Origin of the sequence: Marinomonas algicola (genome assembly GCF_014805825.1) — a bacterium.
GTDB lineage: Bacteria > Pseudomonadota > Gammaproteobacteria > Pseudomonadales > Marinomonadaceae > Marinomonas > Marinomonas algicola.
The window spans coordinates 220,131-245,814 of sequence record NZ_CP061941.1 but is presented as its reverse complement, the minus strand read 5'-3'; the positions used below and the strand labels follow the sequence as shown (position 1 = coordinate 245,814).

The following is a 25,684-nucleotide window of genomic DNA, read 5'->3' as shown; positions in this document are numbered from 1 at the left end:
TAACTACTGTAAAAATAGACAGTTATTTTAACAAATACGTATAATGATTTTTTGTTTTACTACAGGGCCGGAGACAAATGGATAATATCACCATTCGAGGGGCACGTACCCATAACCTCAAAAATATCGACTTAGATATCCCAAGAGATAAGTTAATTGTCATTACTGGGTTATCTGGCTCAGGAAAATCGTCTTTAGCCTTTGATACTCTCTATGCTGAAGGCCAGAGACGTTATGTGGAATCACTTTCAACCTATGCTCGTCAATTTTTATCAATGATGGAAAAGCCAGACATTGATCATATTGAAGGTCTGTCTCCCGCTATTTCGATAGAGCAAAAATCAACGTCTCATAATCCTCGATCTACCGTTGGTACTATTACAGAGATCTATGACTACTTACGTCTTCTTTTCGCTCGTGCAGGACAGCCCCGCTGTCCTGACCATGGAGAGCCTTTAGAAGCGCAGACAATTTCTCAAATGGTCGATAAAGTACTTTCCCTACCTGCTGAAACCAAAATGATGCTATTAGCACCGGTAGTCAAGGACCGAAAAGGCGAACACCTACATACGATTAGCGATCTTTTATCTAAAGGTTTTATACGTGCTCGCATTGATGGCTTAGTAGTAGATTTAGATGATGCGCCTACGCTAGAAAAAAACAAAAAACACACAATTGAAGTGATCATTGACCGCTTTAAAGTAAGAGACGATTTACAGTTACGGCTCGCAGAATCTTTCGAAACCTGCTTAACACTTTCAGACGGCATCGCTAAGGTGATGAATATGGACTCTCCGGACGAAGTTCATATTTTCTCAAGCAAATTTGCCTGCCCTGTATGTGGCTATAGCATCACTGAACTTGAACCGAGATTGTTCTCATTTAATAATCCTAATGGGGCCTGCCCAACTTGTGACGGTTTAGGCACACACCAATTATTTGATTCAAGCTTAATTGTCGTTGATGATACATTAACCCTTGCAGAAGGCGCTATTCGAGGCTGGGGGAGGCGAAGCATCTTCTACTTTCAACAGTTACAAGCACTGGCAACACATTACGGGTTTGATATTGAACTCCCATTCAAAGACATTCCAGATACTCATAAAAAACACATTCTAAATGGGTCAGGTAAAGACAAGATATCCTTTGTCTATATCAATGAACGTGGGGATAAAATGACTCGATCACACGCGTTCGAGGGGGTAATCCCTAACTTGCAACGTCGTTACCATGAAACAGAGTCTGACTCGGTACGTGATGATTTATCTCAATACATAAGTGTACAAGCTTGCCCCGAATGCGATGGAGCGCGACTAAATAAAGCCGCTCGAAATGTCTTTATTGAAGAACTTACCATTCCAGAGATTACAGCAAAACCCATTGCAGATTGCTTGGACTATTTTACCAGCTTATCATTGCCTGGCGCTAAAGGAGAAATCGCTTCAAAAATACTGAAAGAAATTAGAGATCGTTTAACTTTCTTAGCCAATGTTGGACTAGAGTATCTTACTCTTAATCGTAAAGCTGACTCACTGTCTGGAGGTGAAGCACAACGAATTCGCCTTGCCAGTCAAATCGGCGCGGGGCTCGTTGGTGTTATGTACATACTAGACGAGCCTTCTATTGGTTTACACCAGAGAGACAATGAACGCTTGATCTCAACATTAACCAGATTGAGAGACCTAGGCAATACTGTTATCGTCGTTGAACATGATGAAGATGCAATTAGAGTAGCCGACTTTGTCATCGATATTGGTCCAGGGGCAGGTGTTCACGGTGGGCAAGTCATTGCAAGCGGTACACCAAAAGACGTTATGGATAACCCTAACTCTATTACAGGTCAATTTTTAAATGGTACTCGCAGAATTGAGTTACCAGACAAGAGAATCAAAGCAAAAGATGGACTGCATTTATCCTTGTATGGGGCTTGTGGCAATAATTTAAATAATGTTGATTTACATATTCCAATTGGAGTAATGACCTGTGTCACTGGAGTGTCTGGTTCGGGGAAATCGACTCTAATCAACAGCACCTTGTATCCATTAGCATCAACAGCCCTAAATGGCGCGACAACCTTAAAAGCATCACAACATGACAGAATTGAAGGTTTCCAACACTTTGATAAATGTGTCGATATTGATCAAAGCCCAATAGGTAGAACGCCAAGATCAAACCCGGCTACCTACACTGGCATATTTACTCCCATGAGAGAGCTGTTTTCAGCAACACAAGAAGCCAGATCTCGCGGATATAAACCAGGTCGATTTAGTTTCAACGTAAAAGGTGGACGTTGCGAAGCATGCCAAGGTGATGGCGTTATTAAAGTAGAAATGCATTTTTTACCCGATGTCTATGTTCCATGCGATGTTTGTAAAGGAAAACGATACAACCGTGAAACCTTAGAAATACAATATAAAGGTAAAAATATTCACGACTGTCTAGAAATGACCATTGAAGACGCCAGAGATTTTTTTGATCCAGTACCCTCTATTGCTAGAAAGCTTCAAACATTAATGGATGTGGGTTTGGGTTATATCAAATTAGGACAATCTGCTACTACACTGTCAGGAGGGGAAGCTCAAAGAGTGAAACTTTCAAAAGAATTATCGAAACGTGATACTGGACAAACCTTGTATATTTTAGACGAACCAACGACAGGGTTACATTTTGCCGATATTGAGCAACTTCTTAAAGTACTTCATAGATTAAGGAATCATGGTAACACTGTTGTTGTTATCGAGCACAATTTGGATGTCATTAAAACCGCAGACTGGATTATTGACTTAGGGCCTGAAGGCGGCAGTGGCGGAGGCTACATTCTTGCGGAAGGAACCCCCGAAGAAGTAGCTGAAGTGAACACGTCTCATACAGCTAGATTCTTAAAGCCATTATTAAATTTAGCTCAGCAATAGACTCATGCTTACACTAAAAAGCCTAGACAGGTTATCTGTTTAGGCTTTTTAGTGACAAGAACAAAATTTAGGCATAAAAAAACCAGACATAAAGTCTGGTTTTTTTAAAGATCTTGCTTATTCAGCAGCATCTTCAACGTCTGCAACTGGTCTATCGACCAATTCAACGTAAGCCATCGGCGCATTATCACCAGCACGGAATCCACATTTAAGAATGCGAACATAACCGCCTGGACGAGCTTGGTAACGAGGACCAAGTTCAGAGAATAATTTACCAACAGCATCTTTGCTACGAGTACGAGCAAAAGCCAATCGACGATTCGCAACAGAATCGTTTTTAGCCAATGTAATCAGTGGCTCAGCAACGCGACGAAGTTCTTTGGCTTTCGGCAACGTAGTTTTAATAACTTCGTGCTCGAATAATGAAGCAGCCATATTTTTGAACATCGCTTTACGATGAGAGCTAGTACGGTTTAAGTGACGTCCACTCTTACGATGACGCATTATAAATTCCTTACCAAACTACGGTGGTCAGGGAACAATGACCTAGCGAGCTAGTACCTTGCTATCGTCTTTCAAACTAGCTGGTGGCCAGTTTTCCAAACGCATTCCCAAAGACAAACCACGCTGTGCTAAAACATCTTTGATTTCAGTTAACGATTTTTTACCTAAGTTAGGCGTCTTTAGAAGCTCAACTTCAGTACGTTGTATTAAATCACCGATGTAATAAATGTTCTCTGCTTTTAAACAGTTAGCACTTCGAACGGTCAACTCAAGATCATCAACCGGGCGTAGCAAAATTGGATCGATTTCATCCTCTTCTTCCACAACAGGTGCTTCGCTTTCGCTTTCTAAGGCGACAAACACAGCAATTTGTTGTTGCAGAATAGTAGCTGCACGTCGAATTGCTTCTTCAGGGTCAATAGTACCGTTAGATTCAATGTCTAAGACAAGTTTATCTAAGTCAGTACGCTGCTCTACACGAGCATTCTCAACACTGTAAGCTACTCTTCGTACAGGGCTGAATGAAGCATCCAGCTGCAAGCGACCGATAGGACGAGTCTCATCATCACTTGCAATACGAGCATCAGCAGGCTCATAACCACGACCACGAGCAACTCGGATCTGCATATTAAGTTCTGCAGACTCATCCAAATGTGCAAGTATATGATCAGGGTTAGCGATCTCGGCGTCTGTTACCAACTGAATATCACCAGCAGTAACAACACAAGGACCTTTTTTACTTAAAGTAAGAGTTGCTTCATCTTGCCCGTGTAGAGCGATTGCAACTCCTTTAAGGTTAAGAAGAATTTCAATTACATCTTCTTTTACCCCTTCAATTGCGCTGTATTCATGCAATACACCGTCGATTTCAACTTCAACAATCGCACAACCAGGCATTGAAGATAACAGAATACGACGCAAAGCATTACCTAAAGTATGCCCAAAACCACGTTCTAGCGGTTGCAGAGTAACTTTGGCGCGTGTTTTGCCCAATTCTTGAACTTCAATGTTGCGTGGGGTTAACAATTCGCTCACTGAACGCTGCATAGATCCACCTATTTATTCTCCCAACTGCTCAACCTTACTTAGAGTAAAGTTCAACAATTAGGTTTTCATTAATTTCAGCTGACAAATCGCCACGCTCAGGAACTGATTTATAAACTGCTTCTAATTTAGTAGAGTCAGTCTCAATCCAATGAACAGCTGTGCGATTCTTAGCAAGCTCAAGTGCATTTTGTACACGAAGTTGCTTTTTAGCTTTTTCACGAATAGATACAACGTCACCAGATTTAACTTGGTAAGACGCGATATTTACTGTTGCACCGTTGACTAGAACACCTTTGTGCCCAACCAATTGACGAGCTTCAGCACGTGTAGAGCCGAAACCAGCGCGATAAACAACATTATCCAAGCGAGATTCAAGAAGTTGTAACAAGTTTTCACCTGTTGCACCCTTCAAGCGAGCTGCACTTTTATAATAATTACGGAATTGTTTCTCAAGGATGCCATATGTACGACGAACCTTTTGTTTTTCACGTAACTGTAAACCATAGTCAGACAAACGGCCACGGCGTGCGCCATGAACACCAGGTGCTGCTTCTAATTTACATTTTGATTCTAGAGCACGTGAGCCGCTCTTTAATTGCAAGTCCGTACCTTCACGACGAGACAACTTACAAGTTGGACCTATATAACGAGCCATGTATCTGTCTCCTCAATTAAACGCGACGTTTCTTAGGTGGACGACAACCATTGTGTGGTATCGGCGTCACATCTGTAATGTTATTGATACGCAATCCTAATGCATTTAATGCACGAACTGCGGACTCACGACCTGGGCCAGGACCCTTGATCATAACGTCTACGTTTTTCAAACCAAATTCTTGAGCAACAGCACCGGCACGTTCAGCAGCAACTTGAGCTGCGAAAGGCGTACTTTTACGAGATCCGCGAAAACCAGAACCACCTGCAGTAGCCCAAGACAAAGCGTTGCCTTGGCGATCGGTGATAGTCACAATAGTGTTGTTAAAAGACGCGTGTACATGAGCAACACCGTCAACAACTGACTTTTTGACTTTTTTCTTGGTATTGCGCGTAGCTGGCTTAGCCATATTGCACTTTTCCTATTTTAAATGCTCAGCTCTAGCGACATTGTGGCTAGAGCGAAACGCGTTTATATTACTTACGAATAGGCTTACGAGGGCCTTTACGTGTACGAGCGTTCGTTTTGGTACGTTGACCACGAACAGGTAGGCTGCGGCGGTGACGAATACCGCGATGACAACCCATATCCATCAGACGTTTGATAGACATGCTTAGTTCACGTCGAAGATCACCTTCAACTGTGTACTTACCAACTTCTCCGCGTAATTGGTCAAGAACTTCATCATTCAATGAACCAATTTTTGCTGTCTCCTGAACCCCACTAGCCGCACAAATTGCGCGTGAACGGGTGCGACCGATTCCGAAGATGTAAGTCAGAGAAATGACCGCATGTTTATTGTCAGGAATATTGACACCGGCTATACGGGCCATTCACTTTACTCCGTTGTTAGGATGATAAATATCATCACTTTGCTTTCATTAGGGCGGCGATTATGCCGTCTTTGAGACGAAAAATCAACCACCCTTCCCCATCAAAGAGCTAATTAGTATTAACCTTGACGTTGTTTGTGTCTTGGTTCAATACAAATCACTCGAACTGAACCGTTACGACGAACGATTTTGCAGTTACGACAGATTTTCTTAACAGATGCACGTACTTTCATGTTCAACTCCTCCAACCAATGCGTATTAACGCATCAGGCCATTAGGACCATAACCAGTCAGGTTAGATTTCTTCATTAACGACTCGTACTGATGACTCATCAAATGACTTTGCACTTGCGTCATGAAATCCATAACCACTACAACTACGATCAACATAGAGGTTCCACCGAAGTAGAAAGGCACGTTCCATGCAACAACAAAGAATTGAGGCATCAAAGACACTAAGGTGATATATAAAGCACCAAACAATGTCAAACGGGTCATTACACCGTCAATATATCGAGCGGTATGATCGCCTGGACGAATCCCCGGTAAAAAAGCACCGGATTTTTTTAAATTATCTGCTACATCCTTAGGGTTAAACACCAATGCTGTATAGAAGAAGCAAAAGAAAACAATTGCTATCGAAAATAACAACACATAGAGCGGTTGCCCTGGAGCAAGAGCCAAAGAGACATCTTGAAGCCATTCCATGCCTTCACCTTGACCAAACCATTGGCCAATTGACGCAGGAAAAAGCAAAATACTTGAAGCGAATATAGGAGGAATTACACCTGCCATATTAACCTTAAGAGGTAGATGACTCTTTTGTGCAGCAAATACTTTCTTACCTTGCTGACGCTTAGCATAATTAACTGTAATCCGACGCTGCCCTCTTTCAATAAAGACAACAAACGCTACTGTAGCTACAGCCATTATACCAATTAGCAATAAGGCTAGAATATTAATATCGCCTTGACGAGCCGACTCAAAAGATCTGCCGAGTGCAGAAGGTAGACCGGCTACGATACCAGCAAAAATAAGTATCGAAATACCATTGCCAATACCTTTTTCAGTCACCTGTTCTCCTAACCACATCAAGAAAACCGTACCAGAGACAAGAGTAATTACAGCGACTGCATAAAACTCTATACCACTATTAAACGATATCCCTTGACTAGCTAGACCAACTGCCATACTTGCAGATTGAACTAACGCAAGAAGAACGGTCCCATAACGAGTATACTGAGTGATTTTACGTCTCCCAGCTTCACCTTCTTTCTTGAGCTGTTCTAGCTGCGGACTTACTACCGTTAATAACTGCATAATAATAGAGGCAGAAATATAAGGGAGTATGCCTAGCGCAAAAATACTCATGCGCTCAAGTGCCCCACCAGAGAATACGTTAAATAAACTCAGGATTGTGCCTTCATTTTGATCAAAAAGGGCAGACAAGCGATCAGGATTTATGCCTGGAACCGGGATGTGTGCACCTATTCTATATACAATAATCGCTAAAAACACAAAACGTATACGAGACCAAAGTTCTCCTAAGCCTTTTTGTGCATTTGCTGGTAGTGAGCCACGCTTTGCCATTTATTCCTCGACTTTTCCGCCAGCCGCTTCGATAGCAGCACGAGCGCCTTTAGTCACCTTAAGACCACGAACAGTAATGGCTTTGTCGATAGAACCAGACAAGATTACACGCGCAGTTTTAATTTGATGACCAAAAACATTAGCACTTACTAGAGCAGCTAAATCAATTACTTCAGCATTTACAGACGCCAATTCGTTTAAACGAACTTCAGCAACATATTTTGCTTGACGAGATGTAAAACCAAATTTAGGTAGACGTTTCTGTAAAGGCATTTGACCACCTTCGAAACCTGGCTTAACAGAGCTACCTGAACGAGATTTAAGACCCTTATGGCCACGTCCACCTGTCTTACCTAAGCCACTACCAATACCACGGCCACGGCGTTTAGGAGCAGATTTGCTACCTTCGGCAGGTTTAATAGTATTTAAGAACATTTTATTCCCCTACCACTTTAACCATGTAATAAACTTTATTAACCATACCACGAACAGAAGGTGTGTCTTCTAATTCGCGGCGCTGGCCGACTTTACGTAAACCTAAGCCCTCAACAGTTGCACGGTGCTTAGGAAGACGACCGATCGGACTGCGGGTTAGTTCAACTGTGATGGTTTTATTTGCCATAACACATTACCCCAAAATTTGATCGACTGACTTACCGCGTTTAGCTGCAATTTGCTCAGGAGCTTGCATGTCCTGCAAACCTTTAATAGTTGCACGAACAACATTAACAGGGTTTGTAGAGCCGTAACACTTAGCCAAAACGTTGTGAATACCTGCAATTTCAAGAACTGCACGCATTGCACCACCTGCGATAACACCTGTACCTTGTGACGCTGGTTGCATATAAACTTTAGATGCACCATGAGCCGCTTTTACTGGGTACTGAAGCGTATCACCATTTAGTTGTACAGTGATCATGTTACGACGTGCTTGCTCCATAGCTTTTTGAATTGCTTGAGGAACTTCACGCGCTTTACCACGACCAAAACCAACTTTACCATTACCGTCACCAACCACTGTTAAAGCTGTGAAAGAGAAGATACGACCACCCTTTACAACTTTAGCAACACGGTTGACTTGAACTAGCTTCTCTTGGAGGTCGCTAGTTTGTTGTTCATTAACTGCCATTTGGTACCCCTTAGAACTCTAGACCGGCTTCACGAGCTGCGTCAGCTAAAGCTTGAACGCGACCGTGGTATTTAAAACCAGAACGATCAAATGCGACCGCTGTGATACCTGCTTCTTTAGCGCGAGTAGCGATTAAAGTGCCAACTTTTTGTGCAGCATCTTTATTCCCAGTCGCTTCAGAGCGCAGGTCCCCATCTAAAGTAGAGGCGCTTGCTAGCACTTGACTTCCACATGGAGAAATAACTTGTGCATACATATGACGTGGTGTGCGATGTACAGTAAGACGATGCGCACCTAACTCACGAATATGCAAACGTGCGCGGCGTGCGCGACGAATTCGAGATTGTTTTTTAGTGTTCATGAATACTTACCTACTTCTTCTTAGCTTCTTTACGACGAACAACTTCGTCAGAATAACGAACACCTTTACCTTTATAAGGCTCAGGAGGACGAAAACCACGAACTTCAGCAGCAACCTGACCAATCACTTGCTTGTCAATACCACGAAGAACGACTTCTGTTTGAGAAGCGCATTCAGCCGTAACGCCAGCAGGCAATTCATATTCAACAGGATGAGAAAAACCAAGGCTTAGATTTAAAACATTGCCTTTAACTGCAGCACGATAACCAACACCTTGCAACAATAGTCTTTTCTCAAAACCTTGGCTTACACCAATAACCATGTTGTTCACCAAAGAACGCATTGTACCAGCCAAAGCGCGGCTTTGTTTTGCTCCATCACGAGGAACAAAAGTGATCACATTATCTTGTTGAGCAACTTCAACATTCTGGTGGGCATTTAACTCTAATGAACCTTTGCCGCCTTTAACGACTAAGTGTTGACCATTTAGAGTTACATCTACACCAGCAGGAAGCGTCACGGGACTTTTAGCAACACGAGACATACTAACTCCTAGAAAACAGTGCAGATTACTTCGCCACCAATACCAGCAGCGCGAGCCGCACGGTCTGTCATCACACCTTTAGAAGTTGAGATGATTGCAACACCTAGACCAGCTTCAACCTTTGGAAGGTCAGTAGCTGTCTTGTATTGACGCAAACTTGGACGTGAAGCACGTTTAATAACTTCGATTACCGGCTTACCTTCGAAATACTTAAGATCGATAGTAAGAGTCGGTTTAATTTCTTCAGTTACTGAGAAGTCAGTTACATAACCTTCTTCACGTAGAACAGAAGCAACTGAAACCTTCATTTTAGATGAAGGCATGCTAACAGATGTCTTTGAAGCCATCTGCGCATTACGAATACGTGTAAACATATCCGCAAGTGTATCTTGCATACTCATTTAAGAGCTCCTAATTTAAAACCATTGTGCAGCAAATAGAGCTCGCGCATAGTACACAGCAGCGAACGAAATGTCCAGCATAACTGAACATCTCTTCACTGCAATGTAGTATGATCGCGCTCTACTTGCTTACCAACTAGCTTTCTTCAAGCCAGGTACATCACCGCGCATAGCCGCTTCACGCAATTTGATTCTTGACAAACCAAACTTGCGATAAACACCATGTGGGCGACCCGTTATTTGACAACGGTTACGCTGGCGAGAAGAAGATGAATCACGTGGAAGAGCTTGCAATTTAAGCGTCGCTTCCCACTTTTCATCATCAGATGCATTCACATCGCTAATAATTGCTTTTAGAGCAGCACGCTTTTCAGCGAACTTAGCTACTAATTTTGTGCGTTTTGCTTCGCGCTGAATCATTGATATTTTAGCCATGATTCCTTACCTCTTATTTCTTGAAAGGGAAACTAAAGGCGGCTAGCAAAGCACGACCTTCTTCGTCGGTACGAGCAGTAGTTGTAATGGTAATATCCATACCACGTACACGATCTACTTTATCGTAATCGATTTCAGGGAAGATGATCTGCTCTTTAACACCCATGCTGTAGTTACCACGTCCGTCAAACGACTTCGGGTTTAAACCACGAAAGTCACGGATACGAGGGATAGCAACATCAACCAAACGGTCGAAGAAATCCCACATACGCTCACCACGTAGAGTAACTTTACAACCGATAGGATAACCATCACGGATTTTAAAGCCTGCTACCGATTTACGCGCTTTAGTTACGACAACTTTCTGGCCGCTAAGTGCTTGTAGATCATTAACCGCATTTTCAAGAAGCTTCTTGTCTGCGATTGCTTCACCCACACCCATATTCAATGTAATTTTAGTGATTTTTGGCACTTGCATTACATTTTGGTAACCGAACTGTTCAGACAGCTGAGTTACTACTTGATCTTTATAAACTTGCTTAAGTCTCGCCATGGCTATAATTCTCGCTCTTAGGCGTCGATCGCTTCACTGTTTGATTTGAAGATACGTACTTTCGTACCGTCTTCAGTCACTTTAAAGCCGACGCGATCCGCTTTTCCTGTAGCCGCATTAAATATAGCTACATTCGAAACCTGGATAGGTGCTTCTTTCTCAACGATACCACCAGTCGTCCCCTTCATAGGGTTCGGCTTTTCGTGTTTCTTCATCATATTGATTCCAGAAACAAGAACGCGGTTCTCGTCAACAACTTTAACAACTTTGCCGCGCTTGCCTTTATCTTTACCAGCAATTACAACAACTTCGTCATTACTTTTGATTTTACGCATATTTAGCCCCCTCCCTCTTACAACACTTCAGGTGCAAGAGAAATAATTTTCATGAACTGCTCAGAGCGCAACTCACGGGTAACTGGGCCAAAGATACGAGTACCAATTGGTTGACCAGACGCATTTAATAGAACCGCTGAGTTTACATCAAAACGGATCACGGAGCCATCTGGACGACGAACACCTTTTTTAGTTCTAACAACAACAGCGTTTAGAACTTGCCCTTTTTTAACACGACCACGAGGAATCGCTTCTTTCACTGTGACCTTAATAATGTCACCGATACCAGCGTAACGACGATGTGAGCCACCCAGTACTTTTATACACTGAACACGCTTAGCACCGCTGTTATCTGCAATATCAAGCATCGATTCTGTTTGAATCATAACTGCTCTCCAATCAAATTAGATAACAAGTCTCACGAAGGAGCAGCTTATACAGCTGCCGCCTTGTTAACAACTTGCACTAGTTTCCAAGTTTTAGACTTGGAATAAGGACGCACTTCCACGACCTTCACAGTGTCGCCAATTTGGCATTCGTTGTTTTCATCGTGAGCGTGTAATTTAGTAGAACGACGGATAAACTTACCATAAAGGGCATGCTTCTCTGTATGTTCAACTAGTACTGTAATGGTTTTATCCATCTTGTCGCTTACTACTTTACCAGTAGCAATACGAGGTTTTGTTTCTGCACTTGCCATCTTAGTTACCTGCCTTATCATTAAGCACGGTTTTAACTCGTGCGATATTGCGGCGAACTTGAGGAAGCAAATGAGTTTGCGTTAGCTGGCCAGTTGCCTTCTGCATACGCAGAGTGAACTGCTCTTTAAGCAATTCAATCAAAGTTTGCTGCAACTCAGTCACAGTCTTTGTTTGTAGTTCTTTTGCTTTCATCTACATCACCGTACGCGTTACGAAAGTTGTGGACAAAGGAAGCTTAGCAGCTGCTAGCGCGAAAGCTTCGCGTGCTAGTTGCTCAGAAACGCCCTCAACCTCATAAAGCATCTTACCAGGTTGAATTTGTGCAACCCAATATTCTACGTTACCCTTACCTTTACCCTGACGAACCTCTAAAGGTTTTTGGGTAATCGGCTTATCAGGGAATACACGAATCCAGATTTTACCACCACGTTTGATGTGACGAGTCATTGCACGACGCGCCGCCTCAATTTGACGAGCAGTAATTCGACCACGTTGAGTCGACTTTAATCCGTATTCACCAAAGCTAACTTGAGATCCGCGAATTGCAAGACCGCGATTACGGCCTTTCATCATCTTACGGAACTTAGTACGTTTCGGTTGTAACATGACTCACCCCCTACTTAGACTTCTTCTTTTGTGCGCCTTTAGTAGCTCGCACTTGTTCAATACCGCCCAAGATTTCGCCTTTGAAGATCCACGTTTTTACGCCAATAATGCCGTAAGTTGTGTTTGCTTCATAAGTAGCGTAGTCAATGTCAGCACGCAGAGTGTGTAGCGGCACACGGCCTTCGCGGTACCATTCAGCACGGGCAATTTCTGCTCCGCCTAAACGACCACTAACCTGAACCTTAATACCTTTCGCGCCACCACGCATTGCATTTTGTACAGCACGCTTCATAGCACGACGGAACATTACACGACGCTCTAATTGACCCGCAATATTTTGCGCAACCAATTTAGCATCTAGTTCAGGCTTACGAATTTCTTCGATGTTAATGTGGACAGGTACGCCCATCATTGTAGAAATGGCATTACGCAATTTCTCTACATCTTCGCCTTTCTTACCAATTACAATACCCGGACGAGCAGTGTGAATAGTAATACGAGCTGTTTGAGCAGGGCGCTGAATCTCAATACGAGATACAGATGCCTGCACTAATTTTTTCTCCAAGAACTTACGTACTTGAAGATCGTTTAATAGCAGCTTGGAGTAGTTTTGGTTGTTAGCATACCAAGTTGAAGTATGATCTTTAACTATTCCTAAGCGTATTCCAGTTGGATGAACCTTCTGACCCATTGGGTTTCTCCTAATTAGTCAGCGACTTTGACTGTAATATGGCAACTGCGTTTGAATACACGATCTGCACGTCCTTTCGCACGTGGCTTAATACGTTTTAGAGTCATAGCCTCATCAACGAAGATCGTAGAAACACGCAAGTCATCTATATCAGCACCATCGTTATGCTCAGCATTTGCAACAGCAGACTCTAGTACTTTTTTGACAATAGCTGCCGCCTTTTTAGGACTGAACGCCAAGATGTTCAGTGCTTCGCTCACAGACTTACCACGGATTTGATCAGCAACCAAACGGGCTTTCTGTGCTGAGAGGCGAGCACCTTTTAATGAAGCGCTTACTTCACTCATAATAATCCCCTTTTAGCGTTTGGCTTTCTTATCCGCAGCATGGCCGCGATACGTGCGGGTTGGAGCGAACTCACCCAATTTATGACCGACCATGTCTTCAGTTACAATAACTGGTACATGCTGGCGACCATTATGGACAGCGATAGTCAACCCTACAAATTCAGGGAAGACAGTAGAACGGCGAGACCAAGTCTTTATTGGTCGACGATCGTTTTTCTCTACCGCAGCCTCTACCTTTTTCAACAAATGAAGGTCGATGAAAGGACCTTTTTTTAGTGAACGTGGCACAGTCGTTTCCTCTTGTTACTTAGTACGACGACGTACAATAAGTTTGTCAGTACGCTTATTACTGCGTGTTTTGTAGCCTTTAGTAGGCACACCCCAAGGTGTAACAGGGTGACGACCACCTTTACTACGACCTTCACCACCACCATGCGGGTGATCAACTGGGTTCATAGCCGCACCACGTACAGTAGGACGGATACCGCGCCAGCGGTTAGCACCTGCTTTACCAAGCACGCGTAAGCTATGCTCAGAATTAGATACTTCACCTAACGTTGCGCGACATTCAGTCAAAACTTTACGCATTTCACCTGAACGTAGGCGAAGAGTAACGTAACGACCTTCACGAGCAACAAGCTGAGCTGATGCACCAGCAGAACGAGCGACTTGCGCACCTTTGCCTGGCTTCAACTCTACACAGTGTACAAGACTACCCACAGGGATATTTTGCAAAGGCAAACTATTACCTGGTTTGATAGGTGAATCTGCACCATTAAAAACTACAGTACCAGCTACCATGCCTTTAGAGGCAATAATGTAGCGACGTTCGCCATCAGCATATAAAACTAATGCGATGTTTGCAGAACGGTTTGGATCATATTCCAAACGCTCAACTACCGCAGGTATCCCATCTTTGTTACGACGGAAATCAACCATACGATAATGCTGCTTATGACCACCACCTACGTGACGCGTAGTGATGCGCCCGTTGTTGTTACGACCACCAGACTTACTCTTCTTATCAAGAAGAGGTGCATAAGGTGCGCCTTTGTGCAACTCATCGTTTACAACTTTAACAACGTGACGACGGCCTGCAGACGTTGGCTTACATTTTACAACAGCCATTGACCTATCTCCCCTTATTCAGCGTCTATGAAATCAATTTCTTGACCTTCAGCTAAACGAACGTACGCTTTTTTAACGTCGCTACGCTTACCTAGGCCACGAGCTGTACGCTTAGTTTTACCTTTTTGATTCAAGGTGCGTACATCTTCAACTTTAACTTCAAATAGTGCTTCGATTGCCTGTTTAATTTCAGGTTTCGTTGCATCACTTACAACACGAAAAACGTATTGACCATTACCTTCAGCAACAATTGTTGCTTTCTCAGAAATGTGTGGTCCCAACAAAACTTTATAAATGCGTTCGCCGATCATGCTAGTGACTCCTCAATTTGCTTAAGAGCACCAACTGTCACCAACACTTTGTCGTAAGCAATCAAGCTAACAGGGTCAATAGACGCCGCATCGCGTACATCTACGTTAGGAATATTGCGAGCTGCCAAGAAAACATTATCCACAAAATCTTGTGTAACAACTAATGCATTCTCAATATTCAATTCTGCCATTTTTGCTTTGAAGAGTTTTGTTTTTGGAGCTTCCAAAGCCAATTCTTCTACTACAACAAGACGGTCTTGACGTACAAGTTCAGACCAGATGGTGCGCATTGCTGCACGATACATCTTCTTGTTCACTTTATGTGAGTGATCCTGCGGTTTAGCAGCGAATGTTACGCCACCTGAACGCCAGATAGGACTACGAATAGTACCTGCACGAGCACGACCAGAACCTTTTTGTTTCCAAGGTTTGCGTCCGCCACCTGCCACTTCTGAGCGAGTTTTTTGAGCACGTGTACCTTGACGAGCACCAGCCAAGTAAGCTGTAACAACTTGGTGTACTAACGCTTCGTTATACTCACGTGCAAAGGTACTTTCAGAAACGTCGATCGTTCCTTCAGAGCCTGTAAGATTCAAGTTCATTGTCTACCCCTCTCTTAGCGAGATTTAACTGCTGTTTGAAGAATGACGTCACCATCTACAGCGCCAGGAACCGCACCTTTAACTAGAATTAAGTTGCGTTCTGAATCCACGCGAACAACTTCTAGAGATTGTGTAGTTACTTGTTCAGCGCCCATGTGACCTGCCATCTTTTTGCCTTTCCAAACACGACCAGGTGTTTGACATTGGCCAATAGAACCAGGAGCACGGTGAGACAATGAGTTACCATGCGTCGCATCTTGCATTGAAAAGTTGTGACGTTTAATGGCACCTTGAAAACCTTTACCTTTTGATTGACCAGTTACATCAACCATAGATACGGTTTCGAAATCAGCAACTGTTAGCTCATCACCAACGTTGATTTCTTTTTCATCACCTGCCAGGCGGAACTCCCACAAACCACGACCAGCTTCAACATTAGCTTTAGCAAAATGACCTGCTGCTGCTTTGTTTACACGGCTCGCACGACGAGAACCAACAGTAACCTGAATAGCTTTGTAGCCATCAACTTCTGCAGTTTTCACTTGCGTAACGCGATTCGGTTCTACCTCGATGACGGTTACTGGCACGGATTGACCATCTTCAGTGAAGACTCTTGTCATACCGGCTTTACGTCCGACTAATTGAATAGCCATTTTATACCTCATTTGCCAGTTGTGTATGGGGCTATCACCCGCTACGGCTGATCATTCCAGATCATTCCACTATTGTGCATAAGCCGACTGATAACCAGCCGGTTCTCGCACCCCAATCTTTAGAAATTAACCTAAAGAAATTTGAACTTCCACGCCTGCCGCAAGATCTAGCTTCATCAAAGCATCAACTGTTTTTTCAGTTGGCTCAACAATATCTAGAACACGTTTGTGTGTACGAATTTCATATTGATCACGCGCATCTTTGTTTACGTGTGGAGAAACTAGTACTGTATAACGCTCTTTGCGAGTAGGAAGCGGAATAGGACCACGCACTTGCGCACCAGTACGCTTCGCTGTGTCCACAATCTCTTGTGTCGAAGCATCAATCAGACGGTGATCGAATGCTTTCAGACGAATACGGATTTTTTGGCTTTGCATTTCCAACTCCAAATACAGTGTTTTGATGACTTAATCATAATTTAATTAAGGCACCATCCTTTTTTTAAGGACGGCGAATAATAGCGAGCCTGAAACTGGTTGTCAAGTAACCAATCAAAAACCAATACATTTTTTGTGGCGACAAAAAAAGCCGCTTGTTATTCAAGCGGCTTTTTTAAAAGTAACTCAGTAATAAGAAAATTTCTTATTAGCTGATAACTTTAGCAACAACACCAGCACCTACTGTACGACCACCTTCACGGATCGCAAAACGTAGACCATCGTCCATTGCGATTGGGTGAATCAATTCTACAGTCATCTGAATGTTATCACCAGGCATAACCATTTCAACACCTTCAGGCAATGAGCAAGCACCAGTCACATCTGTTGTACGGAAGTAGAACTGTGGACGGTAACCTTTAAAGAAAGGCGTATGACGACCACCTTCATCTTTACCCAACACATACACTTCTGCTTCAAAAGTAGTGTGAGGTGTGATTGAACCAGGCTTAGCCAAAACTTGACCACGCTGAACGTCATCACGCTTAGTACCACGAAGAAGTACACCACAGTTTTCGCCAGCACGACCTTCGTCAAGAAGCTTACGGAACATTTCAACACCAGTACAAGTTGTTTTAGTTGTATCAACGATACCAACGATCTCAACTTCTTCACCAACTTTGATGATACCGCGCTCAACACGACCCGTTACAACCGTACCACGACCTTGGATAGAGAACACATCTTCAATAGGCATAATGAATGCACCATCGATAGCACGCTCTGGCTCAGGAATGTAAGAATCCAATGTTTCAACTAGAGTTTTAACTGCAGTTGTACCCATTTCGTTATCATCTTCACCGTTCAACGCCATCAAAGCAGAACCAGCAATGATTGGAGTGTCGTCACCTGGGAAGTCATATTCAGACAACAAGTCACGCAATTCCATCTCTACCAATTCTAACATTTCAGCGTATTCTTCAGAATCCGCACCACCACAGTCTTCTGCCAACAAATCAGCTTTGTTCAAGAAAACTACGATGTATGGAACACCTACTTGACGAGACAACAGGATGTGCTCACGAGTTTGTGGCATAGGACCATCTGTCGCGCCACATACAAGGATAGCGCCGTCCATTTGAGCCGCACCAGTGATCATGTTTTTAACATAATCGGCGTGTCCTGGACAGTCTACGTGTGCATAGTGACGATCTGTAGAATCATACTCTACGTGAGACGTAGAAATTGTGATACCACGCTCACGCTCTTCTGGAGCGTTATCGATACCATCAAATGCAACAGCCGTGCCACCAAATACTTCTGCACATACACGAGTAAGTGCAGCAGTTAGAGTAGTTTTACCGTGGTCGACGTGACCGATAGTACCAACGTTAACGTGTGGTTTATTACGTTCGAATTTAGCCTTTGCCATGATACATACACCTTAATGAATTAGTAAGTATGATGATTAATATTCATATTTGATAATCGCATCTGCCACACTAGCCGGTGCTTCAGCGTATTTTTCAAATTCCATTGCATAACTTGCACGCCCTTGCGACAAGCTACGCACATCAGTTGCATAGCCGAACATTTCGCCTAGAGGCACCTCAGCTCGGATTATTTTCCCTGATGGGGAATCTTCCATTCCCTGAACAATACCGCGGCGACGATTCAAGTCTCCCATCACATCACCCATGTACTCCTCAGGAGTAACAACTTCCACTTTCATAACGGGCTCCAAAAGACAGGCATCAGCTTCAGCCGCACCTTTTTTCAAACCCTGAGAAGCTGCTATTTTAAAGGCCATCTCACTAGAGTCAACATCATGGAATGATCCATCAAACAGCACTACCTTCAGCCCCAATAAAGGAAAACCTCCAACAACACCATTCTTCATTTGCTCTTCAACGCCTTTTTGTACTGCGGGGATGTACTCCTTCGGAATAGCACCACCTACAATCTCGTTAATAAACTCCAACCCCTCACCATCAGTCGGGATAAGCTTCATCATAACGTGACCGTATTGACCTTTACCACCGGATTGACGAACAAACTTATGATTTACTTCAACTTCTTTACGAATTTTTTCACGATAAGAAACCTGAGGATTACCAATGTTAGCCTCAACTTTAAATTCGCGCTTCATTCGCTCTACAAGAATATCTAAATGCAGCTCACCCATTCCAGAGATAATAGTTTGACCTGTTTCTACGTGTGTTTCCACCCGAAAAGATGGGTCTTCCTGGGCCAATTTACCCAAGGCAACAGCCATCTTATCTTGATCCGCTTGAGATCGAGGTTCAACGGCAACAGATATAACTGGCTCTGGAAACTCCATACGCTCCAAAACCACGACATGACTTGGATGACACAAGGTATCACCCGTAGTCACATCTCTCATACCAATTACAGCCGCGATATCACCAGCGCGCACCTCTTTAATTTCTTCACGATCATTTGCATGCATCTGAACCATACGGCCTACACGCTCACGCTTTGACTTAATTGAGTTATACACTGCGTCACCAGACGACAAAACACCCGAATAGACACGAATAAAAGTTAACGTCCCAACAAATGGGTCAGTTGCAATTTTAAATGCTAAGGCTGAAAATGGCGCGTCATCATCGGCTTCACGATGCACTGGCGTCTCACCATCTTCCAACAAACCGTCGATAGGCTTCACCTCTAAAGGCGAAGGCATATACTCTACAACCGCATCCAATACTGCTTGAACACCTTTATTCTTAAATGCTGAACCACATGAAACTAAGACTATCTCATTTGCAAGAGTACGAGCTCGAAGCCCAGCCTTAATTTCCTCAACAGACAAATCACCTTCTTCTAAGTATTTATCCATCAGTTCATCATTGGCCTCAGCAGCTGCCTCAACCATTTTCTCGTGCCATTCAACTGCTTCACCAAGCAAATCAGATGGAATGTCTTCATAGACAAAGGTCATACCTTGATCTTGTTCATTCCATTTAATTGCCTTCATCAACACCAAATCAATTACGCCTTGAAAGTTTTCTTCAGCGCCGATATTGATTTGAATTGGTACCGGATTAGCGCCAAGACGACTTTCAAGCTGTTCTACAACCATAAAAAAGTCAGCACCAGTCCGGTCCATTTTATTGACAAAAACCATGCGTGGAACTTCATATTTATTGGCTTGACGCCAAACAGTTTCAGTTTGCGGCTGAACACCTGAAGACCCACACAAAACAACAACCGCACCATCAAGAACCCTCAGAGAGCGCTCAACCTCAATCGTGAAGTCAACATGCCCAGGAGTATCTATAATATTAATTCGGTGTTGCTCAAACTGCTTACTCATACCGCTCCAGAAGCACGTAGTGGCTGCCGAAGTTATGGTAATTCCGCGCTCTTGCTCTTGCTCCATCCAATCCATTGTTGCTGCACCATCGTGCACTTCACCAATTTTATGGGATAGACCAGTATAGAACAGAACCCGCTCAGTAGTAGTTGTTTTACCAGCATCCACGTGAGCACAAATACCAATATTACGATATAGATTGATAGGTGTTTTGCGTGCCACGATATACTCTCCGATCTCTTAGAAACGGTAGTGCGAGAATGCTTTGTTTGCTTCAGCCATGCGATGAACGTCTTCACGTTTCTTAACCGCAGAGCCTTTATTTTCAGCAGCATCTACAATTTCGCCTGCCAAACGCAAAGCCATTGACTTTTCACCACGTTTACGTGATGCATCAACCAACCAACGCATAGCCAATGCTGAACGACGCGCTGGGCGTACTTCAACAGGAACTTGGTATGTTGCCCCACCTACACGGCGAGATTTAACCTCGACCATAGGCTGGATTGCTTCTAGGGCCTTCTCAAAAATAGCCATAGGCTCTTCTGTTTTAGCGCGCTCAGAAACTTTTTCTAAAGCTGTGTATACAATTGTTTCAGCGACTGATTTCTTGCCACTAACCATTACATGGTTAATGAATTTCGCAAGAACTTGACTTCCGTGCTTAGGATCTGGAAGTATCTCACGCTTAGCGACGACGCGTCTTCTAGGCATATCTATATCCTCTTCAGGTTAGTCCAAGACATGAATCTCTGGCTTGGCCTTACTCGATTAATTTTTTTCTAAACTGTCTATTTAAGAAAGCGCATAATGCTTATTTCTTAGGACGTTTAGTACCGTATTTAGAACGACCTTGCTTACGATTTTGTACGCCTGAAGTATCTAAGCTACCACGAACTGTGTGATAACGAACACCCGGTAAATCTTTTACACGACCACCACGAATCAGCACTACGCTGTGTTCCTGTAGGTTGTGACCTTCACCACCGATGTATGATGTTACTTCAAAGCCGTTAGTCAAACGAACACGACATACTTTACGCAAAGCCGAGTTAGGCTTTTTAGGTGTAGTAGTATATACGCGTGTGCAGACACCGCGGCGTTGCGGACAAGCCTGTAACGCAGGTACGTCACTCTTTGCCACTTTACGTTTACGTGGTTTACGAACCAACTGGTTAATGGTTGCCATTAAACAAGCTCCACTGAATCCAATACACTTGGCGGAAATCGCCAACATTAAGGAGGCGCAAGTTTAATTTGCGCCTATAAAACAGTCAATAGGGAGGCGACTAAAAAATCGCCTCCTTGACCAATAAAGAGCGAAAAGTTAGTCTTTTAGTGCCGCACTTAGTGCTTCTTCAACATCTGAAGCACTTACTGTTGCACTACCACCTTCTTTCGCTGCTGCCGCAAGCTCTTTTTTACGCTTACGCTCACTGTGATAAGCCAAACCTGTTCCTGCTGGAATAAGTCGACCAACCACAACGTTTTCTTTCAAACCTCTTAGGTAATCTTTCTTACCCGTTACCGCACCTTCCGTCAGAACTCGGGTAGTTTCTTGGAAAGAAGCGGCCGAAATAAATGACTCAGTTGCCAAAGAGGCTTTCGTTATACCAAGTAACACACGTTCACATTTAGCTGGGAATTTACCTTCTGCTTCAGCCGCCTCATTTGCTTCAAGCACTTGAGTTAGCTCCACTTGGTCTCCCTGAATCAACGTTGTATCACCAGGTTCAACAATATCTACTTTACGCAGCATCTGATTAACAATAACCTCAATGTGCTTATCGTTAATTACAACACCCTGTAAACGGTAGACTTCTTGAATTTCAAGAGCGATATAATCCGATAACGCCTCAACACCTTGCAAACGCAAAATATCATGAGGATTTAGCGGACCATCGGCAATAATCTCACCACGTGACACTTCTTCACCATCAAAGATGTTGATTTGACGCCACTTAGGGATTAATGTCTCGATTGGATCAGACCCATCTTGTGGGATAATGACCAAACGAATCTTACCTTTAGTCTCTTTACCAAAACTCACAACACCAGATGCCTCTGCCATGATTGCAGGGTCTTTCGGGCGACGAGCCTCAAATAAATCGGCCACACGTGGCAAACCACCGGTAATGTCTTTGTTACCAATCGATTCTTGTGGAATACGTGCAAGTACTTCACCGGACTGAATTGTTGCACCATGATCAAGGCTCAATAGCGCTTTCTCTGGTAGCAAGTATTGCACAGGGGACTCTGTTCCAGGAATAAGAACAGGATTTCCCTGAGAATCAACAACAGCAATCATTGGGCGCAAATCTTTACCTGCAGCAGGTCGATCTTTTAGCTCCAATACTTCAATCGTTGTCAAACCCGTCATTTCATCTGATTGACGACGTATTGTAACGCCCTCTTGCATGCCGCTAAACTCTAAGCGACCCTCCATCTCAGAAACGATTGGGTGTGTATGAGGGTCCCAGTTAGCAATTACTTGACCAGCAACAACCTCATCACCTTCTTTAACGTTCAATACAGCACCGTATGGTAACTTGTAACGCTCTTTCTCACGACCCGCATCATCGGCAACGGCCAATTCAGAAGAACGTGAAGCGACTACCAATTGACTCTCTCCACGAGGAATGATTTTCATCTTATGGAAACGAACTGTACCGCCACTCTTCACTTGCACACTGTCTACCGCAGAAGCTCGAGAAGCCGCACCACCGATATGGAAAGTACGCATCGTCAGCTGCGTTCCAGGCTCACCAATCGACTGAGCCGCAACAACACCAATAGCTTCACCAATGTTGACCAAATGTCCACGAGCCAAATCACGACCGTAACATTTAGCACACACACCGTGCTTAGTATCACAGGTAATAACAGAGCGAACCAACATTTCATCAACACCTGCTGCTTCAATTGTACGAACATTATGCTCATCAATTAATGTACCAGCAGGCAATACGAGGTTACCCTTAGAATCAAGCACGTCTAAAGAGGTTGTACGACCAAGCACTCGTTGACCAAGAGGCACAACTACGTCACCACCTTCAATCATTGCACTTACAGTCAAACCATTCTGAGAACCGCAATCAACCTGTGTAACGACCAGATCTTGCGCAACATCAACCAATCGGCGAGTCAGATAACCTGAGTTAGCCGTTTTCAATGCCGTATCCGCCAAACCTTTACGAGCACCGTGAGTAGATGTGAAATACTGAAGTACTGACAGACCCTCACGGAAGTTAGCCGTAATTGGCGTTTCGATAATGGAACCATCGGGTTTTGCCATCAAACCACGCATACCGCCCAACTGACGCATCTGAGCAACACTACCACGGGCACCGGAGTCAGCCATCATATAAACAGAATTAAATGATTGCTGTTCAACCGTCTCCCCCGCTTTGTTTACAACATACTCTTTCGCCAAGTTTTTCATCATGGCTTCAGTAACTTTCTCATTGGTACGCGACCACAAGTCGATTACTTTATTGTATTTTTCACCCTGAGTTACCAAACCATCTGCGTACTGATATTCAATTTCTTTAACTTCAGCTTCCGCTTGATCGATAATACCTGCCTTTTCTGGTGGAATAACAAAATCATCCACACCAACTGAAGAGCCCGATTCTGTCGCATACTGAAAACCGGTATACATCAACTGATCAGCAAATACGCAAGACTCTTTCAAACCAACTTTACGATAACATTCGTTAATTAAGTTAGAAATTGCCTTTTTCTTCATCGTTTGGTTTACAACAGAGAAGGGTAAGCCATCAGGAACAATGTCAAACAATAGAGCACGACCAACCGTGGTATCAGCAACAAAAGTAGATGGAATTTTCTCACCCTCTAGTGTTGTATCAACTTGACTGATACGCACTTTACAAATCGCATGAAGCTCGACCTGACCGGCTCCATATGCACGATGGACTTCTTTAATGTCAGAGAACATCATGCCTTCGCCGCGCGCATTAATGCGCTCACGAGTCATGTAATATAAACCTAATACAACGTCCTGAGACGGAACGATGATAGGCTCACCATTAGCTGGTGATAAAATGTTGTTTGTTGACATCATCAACGCACGCGCTTCCAATTGAGCTTCAATTGTTAACGGTACGTGTACGGCCATTTGGTCACCATCGAAGTCGGCGTTATAGGCCGCACAAACCAATGGATGTAATTGAATTGCTTTACCTTCAATCAGCATTGGCTCGAATGCTTGAATACCAAGACGGTGAAGCGTTGGTGCACGGTTTAACATAACCGGATGCTCACGAATCACTTCATCTAGAATATCCCAAACTTCAGGCGTTTCACGCTCAACCATTTTCTTCGCCGCTTTAATGGTTGTCGCCATTCCACGAAGCTCTAACTTAGAGAAAATAAATGGCTTAAATAGCTCTAGAGCCATTTTTTTAGGCAAACCACATTGATGCAAACGTAGAGAAGGACCCACTGTAATTACAGATCGACCAGAATAATCTACACGTTTACCCAATAAGTTCTGACGGAAACGACCTTGCTTACCTTTAATCATATCGGCAAGTGATTTTAAAGGACGCTTGTTCGAACCAGTAATTGCACGACCGCGACGACCATTATCAAGTAAGGCATCAACTGACTCTTGCAACATACGTTTTTCATTACGTACGATGATATCTGGAGCTGATAGCTCAAGAAGACGTTTCAAACGGTTATTACGGTTGATTACACGACGATATAAATCATTTAGATCCGACGTTGCAAATCGACCACCTTCAAGAGGAACCAATGGACGTAGGTCTGGTGGTAACACAGGCAACACTTCTAGAACCATCCATTCAGGATTGTTACCAGACGCATTAAAGGCCTCTATTAACTTCAGACGCTTAGAAAGCTTTTTGATGCGAGTTTCTGAATTAGTTGAGTTTAGCTCTTCACGCATTTGCGTAATTTCTTCACCCATATCAAGGTCTCGTAATAGCATCTGAATTGCTTCAGCACCCATACGAGCATCAAACTCATCACCAAACTCTTCTAGCGCTTCAAAATATTGCTCATCATTCAACAACTGCCCTTTTTCAAGCGTTGTCATACCAGGATCAATAACAATAAAAGATTCGAAATACAAAACTCGTTCAATGTCACGTAAGGTCATATCTAAAATAAGACCAATACGAGATGGCAACGATTTCAAAAACCAAATGTGAGCAACTGGTGAAGCAAGCTCAATATGTCCCATACGTTCACGACGTACTTTGGACAGAGCCACCTCTACACCACATTTTTCACAAATAACACCACGGTGTTTTAAGCGTTTATATTTACCGCACAAGCACTCGTAATCCTTAATAGGACCAAAGATTTTTGCACAGAACAAACCATCACGCTCTGGCTTGAAAGTACGATAGTTGATAGTCTCTGGCTTTTTAACTTCGCCAAAAGACCATGAACGTATCATGTCTGGAGACGCCAAACCAATGCGAATCGCTTCGAACTCGTCTGAGTGCCCCTGTGACTTTAGAAGACCTAATAAGTCTTTCATGGATATTCGCCCCGTCGTAATGCTGAGGAAGGATC

At 43.5% G+C, this 25,684-nt stretch carries 34 protein-coding genes; 1 reads left to right on the top strand and 33 read right to left on the bottom strand.

From position 1 onward, the window contains the following. Positions 1-77: 77 nt before the first annotated feature. Positions 78-2,912 carry an excinuclease ABC subunit UvrA gene (gene uvrA, locus IEZ33_RS01170; protein WP_191601915.1) on the top strand — a complete coding sequence of 945 codons (2,835 nt, stop codon included), beginning with the start codon at positions 78-80 and terminating at the stop codon, positions 2,910-2,912. A gap of 117 nt (positions 2,913-3,029) precedes the next feature. Here the strand turns inward: uvrA and rplQ are convergent, their stop codons facing one another. From rplQ to rpoC, 33 genes are all read right to left on the bottom strand, one after another. Then, entirely contained in the window at positions 3,030-3,416 is a 387-nt protein-coding gene (rplQ, locus tag IEZ33_RS01165) for a 50S ribosomal protein L17 (protein WP_191601914.1), read from the bottom strand. A 42-nt stretch (positions 3,417-3,458) separates the two neighbouring features. Beyond that, the gene (locus IEZ33_RS01160; protein ID WP_191601913.1) at positions 3,459-4,463 is read right to left on the bottom strand and encodes a DNA-directed RNA polymerase subunit alpha; all 1,005 of its coding nucleotides are present in this window, start codon (positions 4,461-4,463) and stop codon (positions 3,459-3,461) included. A gap of 34 nt (positions 4,464-4,497) precedes the next feature. Beyond that, the gene (gene rpsD, locus IEZ33_RS01155; RefSeq protein WP_191601912.1) at positions 4,498-5,118 is read right to left on the bottom strand and encodes a 30S ribosomal protein S4; all 621 of its coding nucleotides are present in this window, start codon (positions 5,116-5,118) and stop codon (positions 4,498-4,500) included. A 16-nt stretch (positions 5,119-5,134) separates the two neighbouring features. Continuing rightward, positions 5,135-5,527, bottom strand: a complete 393-nt coding sequence (rpsK, locus tag IEZ33_RS01150) for a 30S ribosomal protein S11 (RefSeq protein WP_191601911.1) — start codon at positions 5,525-5,527, stop codon at positions 5,135-5,137. Between the two features lie 67 nt (positions 5,528-5,594). Further along, a complete protein-coding gene (gene rpsM, locus IEZ33_RS01145; RefSeq protein WP_191601910.1) occupies positions 5,595-5,951 on the bottom strand; it encodes a 30S ribosomal protein S13 in 357 nt (118 codons plus the stop codon). Between the two features lie 119 nt (positions 5,952-6,070). Further along, positions 6,071-6,184 carry a 50S ribosomal protein L36 gene (gene rpmJ / locus IEZ33_RS01140; RefSeq protein WP_110577380.1) on the bottom strand — a complete coding sequence of 38 codons (114 nt, stop codon included), beginning with the start codon at positions 6,182-6,184 and terminating at the stop codon, positions 6,071-6,073. A 25-nt stretch (positions 6,185-6,209) separates the two neighbouring features. Continuing rightward, positions 6,210-7,541, bottom strand: a complete 1,332-nt coding sequence (gene secY / locus IEZ33_RS01135; RefSeq protein WP_191601909.1) for a preprotein translocase subunit SecY — start codon at positions 7,539-7,541, stop codon at positions 6,210-6,212. Further along, entirely contained in the window at positions 7,542-7,976 is a 435-nt protein-coding gene (gene rplO, locus IEZ33_RS01130; protein WP_191601908.1) for a 50S ribosomal protein L15, read from the bottom strand. Position 7,977: 1 nt separating this feature from the next. Beyond that, entirely contained in the window at positions 7,978-8,163 is a 186-nt protein-coding gene (rpmD, locus tag IEZ33_RS01125) for a 50S ribosomal protein L30 (RefSeq protein ID WP_191601907.1), read from the bottom strand. 6 nt (positions 8,164-8,169) lie between these two features. Continuing rightward, a complete protein-coding gene (gene rpsE / locus IEZ33_RS01120) occupies positions 8,170-8,670 on the bottom strand; it encodes a 30S ribosomal protein S5 (protein ID WP_191601906.1) in 501 nt (166 codons plus the stop codon). Positions 8,671-8,680: 10 nt separating this feature from the next. Continuing rightward, on the bottom strand, positions 8,681-9,031 hold the full coding sequence (rplR, locus tag IEZ33_RS01115) for a 50S ribosomal protein L18 (RefSeq protein ID WP_191601905.1): 351 nt from the start codon (positions 9,029-9,031) through the stop codon (positions 8,681-8,683). A 10-nt stretch (positions 9,032-9,041) separates the two neighbouring features. Continuing rightward, complete coding sequence (gene rplF, locus IEZ33_RS01110; protein ID WP_191601904.1) at positions 9,042-9,575, bottom strand: 50S ribosomal protein L6; 534 nt, start codon at positions 9,573-9,575, stop codon at positions 9,042-9,044. A gap of 8 nt (positions 9,576-9,583) precedes the next feature. Further along, positions 9,584-9,976, bottom strand: coding sequence for a 30S ribosomal protein S8 (gene rpsH / locus IEZ33_RS01105; RefSeq protein WP_191601903.1), 393 nt, complete (start codon positions 9,974-9,976; stop codon positions 9,584-9,586). 129 nt (positions 9,977-10,105) lie between these two features. Then, a complete protein-coding gene (rpsN, locus tag IEZ33_RS01100; protein WP_133004494.1) occupies positions 10,106-10,411 on the bottom strand; it encodes a 30S ribosomal protein S14 in 306 nt (101 codons plus the stop codon). Positions 10,412-10,424: 13 nt separating this feature from the next. Continuing rightward, a complete protein-coding gene (gene rplE / locus IEZ33_RS01095; protein WP_191601902.1) occupies positions 10,425-10,964 on the bottom strand; it encodes a 50S ribosomal protein L5 in 540 nt (179 codons plus the stop codon). Between the two features lie 17 nt (positions 10,965-10,981). Beyond that, the gene (gene rplX / locus IEZ33_RS01090) at positions 10,982-11,299 is read right to left on the bottom strand and encodes a 50S ribosomal protein L24 (RefSeq protein ID WP_191601901.1); all 318 of its coding nucleotides are present in this window, start codon (positions 11,297-11,299) and stop codon (positions 10,982-10,984) included. Between the two features lie 17 nt (positions 11,300-11,316). Further along, on the bottom strand, positions 11,317-11,685 hold the full coding sequence (gene rplN, locus IEZ33_RS01085; protein WP_009834615.1) for a 50S ribosomal protein L14: 369 nt from the start codon (positions 11,683-11,685) through the stop codon (positions 11,317-11,319). A gap of 47 nt (positions 11,686-11,732) precedes the next feature. Beyond that, positions 11,733-11,999, bottom strand: a complete 267-nt coding sequence (gene rpsQ, locus IEZ33_RS01080; RefSeq protein WP_191601900.1) for a 30S ribosomal protein S17 — start codon at positions 11,997-11,999, stop codon at positions 11,733-11,735. Between the two features lies 1 nt (position 12,000). Beyond that, positions 12,001-12,192, bottom strand: a complete 192-nt coding sequence (gene rpmC / locus IEZ33_RS01075; RefSeq protein ID WP_191601899.1) for a 50S ribosomal protein L29 — start codon at positions 12,190-12,192, stop codon at positions 12,001-12,003. Next, a complete protein-coding gene (rplP, locus tag IEZ33_RS01070) occupies positions 12,193-12,606 on the bottom strand; it encodes a 50S ribosomal protein L16 (RefSeq protein WP_191601898.1) in 414 nt (137 codons plus the stop codon). Positions 12,607-12,616: 10 nt separating this feature from the next. Further along, on the bottom strand, positions 12,617-13,297 hold the full coding sequence (gene rpsC, locus IEZ33_RS01065) for a 30S ribosomal protein S3 (RefSeq protein WP_191601897.1): 681 nt from the start codon (positions 13,295-13,297) through the stop codon (positions 12,617-12,619). 14 nt (positions 13,298-13,311) lie between these two features. After that, complete coding sequence (gene rplV / locus IEZ33_RS01060; RefSeq protein ID WP_191601896.1) at positions 13,312-13,644, bottom strand: 50S ribosomal protein L22; 333 nt, start codon at positions 13,642-13,644, stop codon at positions 13,312-13,314. A gap of 12 nt (positions 13,645-13,656) precedes the next feature. Further along, positions 13,657-13,932, bottom strand: a complete 276-nt coding sequence (gene rpsS, locus IEZ33_RS01055; RefSeq protein ID WP_191601895.1) for a 30S ribosomal protein S19 — start codon at positions 13,930-13,932, stop codon at positions 13,657-13,659. A gap of 15 nt (positions 13,933-13,947) precedes the next feature. Next, positions 13,948-14,772, bottom strand: coding sequence for a 50S ribosomal protein L2 (gene rplB / locus IEZ33_RS01050; protein ID WP_191601894.1), 825 nt, complete (start codon positions 14,770-14,772; stop codon positions 13,948-13,950). Positions 14,773-14,786: 14 nt separating this feature from the next. Then, entirely contained in the window at positions 14,787-15,083 is a 297-nt protein-coding gene (gene rplW / locus IEZ33_RS01045; RefSeq protein WP_191601893.1) for a 50S ribosomal protein L23, read from the bottom strand. Further along, positions 15,080-15,685 carry a 50S ribosomal protein L4 gene (gene rplD / locus IEZ33_RS01040; RefSeq protein WP_191601892.1) on the bottom strand — a complete coding sequence of 202 codons (606 nt, stop codon included), beginning with the start codon at positions 15,683-15,685 and terminating at the stop codon, positions 15,080-15,082. Before rplD ends, rplW begins: the two co-directional genes overlap by 4 nt. A 14-nt stretch (positions 15,686-15,699) precedes the next feature. After that, a complete protein-coding gene (rplC, locus tag IEZ33_RS01035) occupies positions 15,700-16,338 on the bottom strand; it encodes a 50S ribosomal protein L3 (RefSeq protein ID WP_191601891.1) in 639 nt (212 codons plus the stop codon). A 126-nt stretch (positions 16,339-16,464) separates the two neighbouring features. Then, positions 16,465-16,776, bottom strand: a complete 312-nt coding sequence (gene rpsJ, locus IEZ33_RS01030; protein ID WP_067207662.1) for a 30S ribosomal protein S10 — start codon at positions 16,774-16,776, stop codon at positions 16,465-16,467. 208 nt (positions 16,777-16,984) lie between these two features. Further along, positions 16,985-18,208, bottom strand: coding sequence for an elongation factor Tu (tuf, locus tag IEZ33_RS01025; protein WP_191601890.1), 1,224 nt, complete (start codon positions 18,206-18,208; stop codon positions 16,985-16,987). Between the two features lie 36 nt (positions 18,209-18,244). Further along, complete coding sequence (gene fusA, locus IEZ33_RS01020; RefSeq protein ID WP_191601889.1) at positions 18,245-20,338, bottom strand: elongation factor G; 2,094 nt, start codon at positions 20,336-20,338, stop codon at positions 18,245-18,247. Positions 20,339-20,356: 18 nt separating this feature from the next. After that, positions 20,357-20,830 carry a 30S ribosomal protein S7 gene (gene rpsG / locus IEZ33_RS01015; protein ID WP_191601888.1) on the bottom strand — a complete coding sequence of 158 codons (474 nt, stop codon included), beginning with the start codon at positions 20,828-20,830 and terminating at the stop codon, positions 20,357-20,359. A 100-nt stretch (positions 20,831-20,930) separates the two neighbouring features. After that, positions 20,931-21,305: a 30S ribosomal protein S12 gene (gene rpsL / locus IEZ33_RS01010; RefSeq protein WP_191601887.1), complete on the bottom strand. Its 375-nt coding sequence runs from the start codon at positions 21,303-21,305 to the stop codon at positions 20,931-20,933. A gap of 138 nt (positions 21,306-21,443) precedes the next feature. Further along, a complete protein-coding gene (gene rpoC / locus IEZ33_RS01005; protein WP_191601886.1) occupies positions 21,444-25,649 on the bottom strand; it encodes a DNA-directed RNA polymerase subunit beta' in 4,206 nt (1,401 codons plus the stop codon). Positions 25,650-25,684 lie beyond the last annotated feature (35 nt).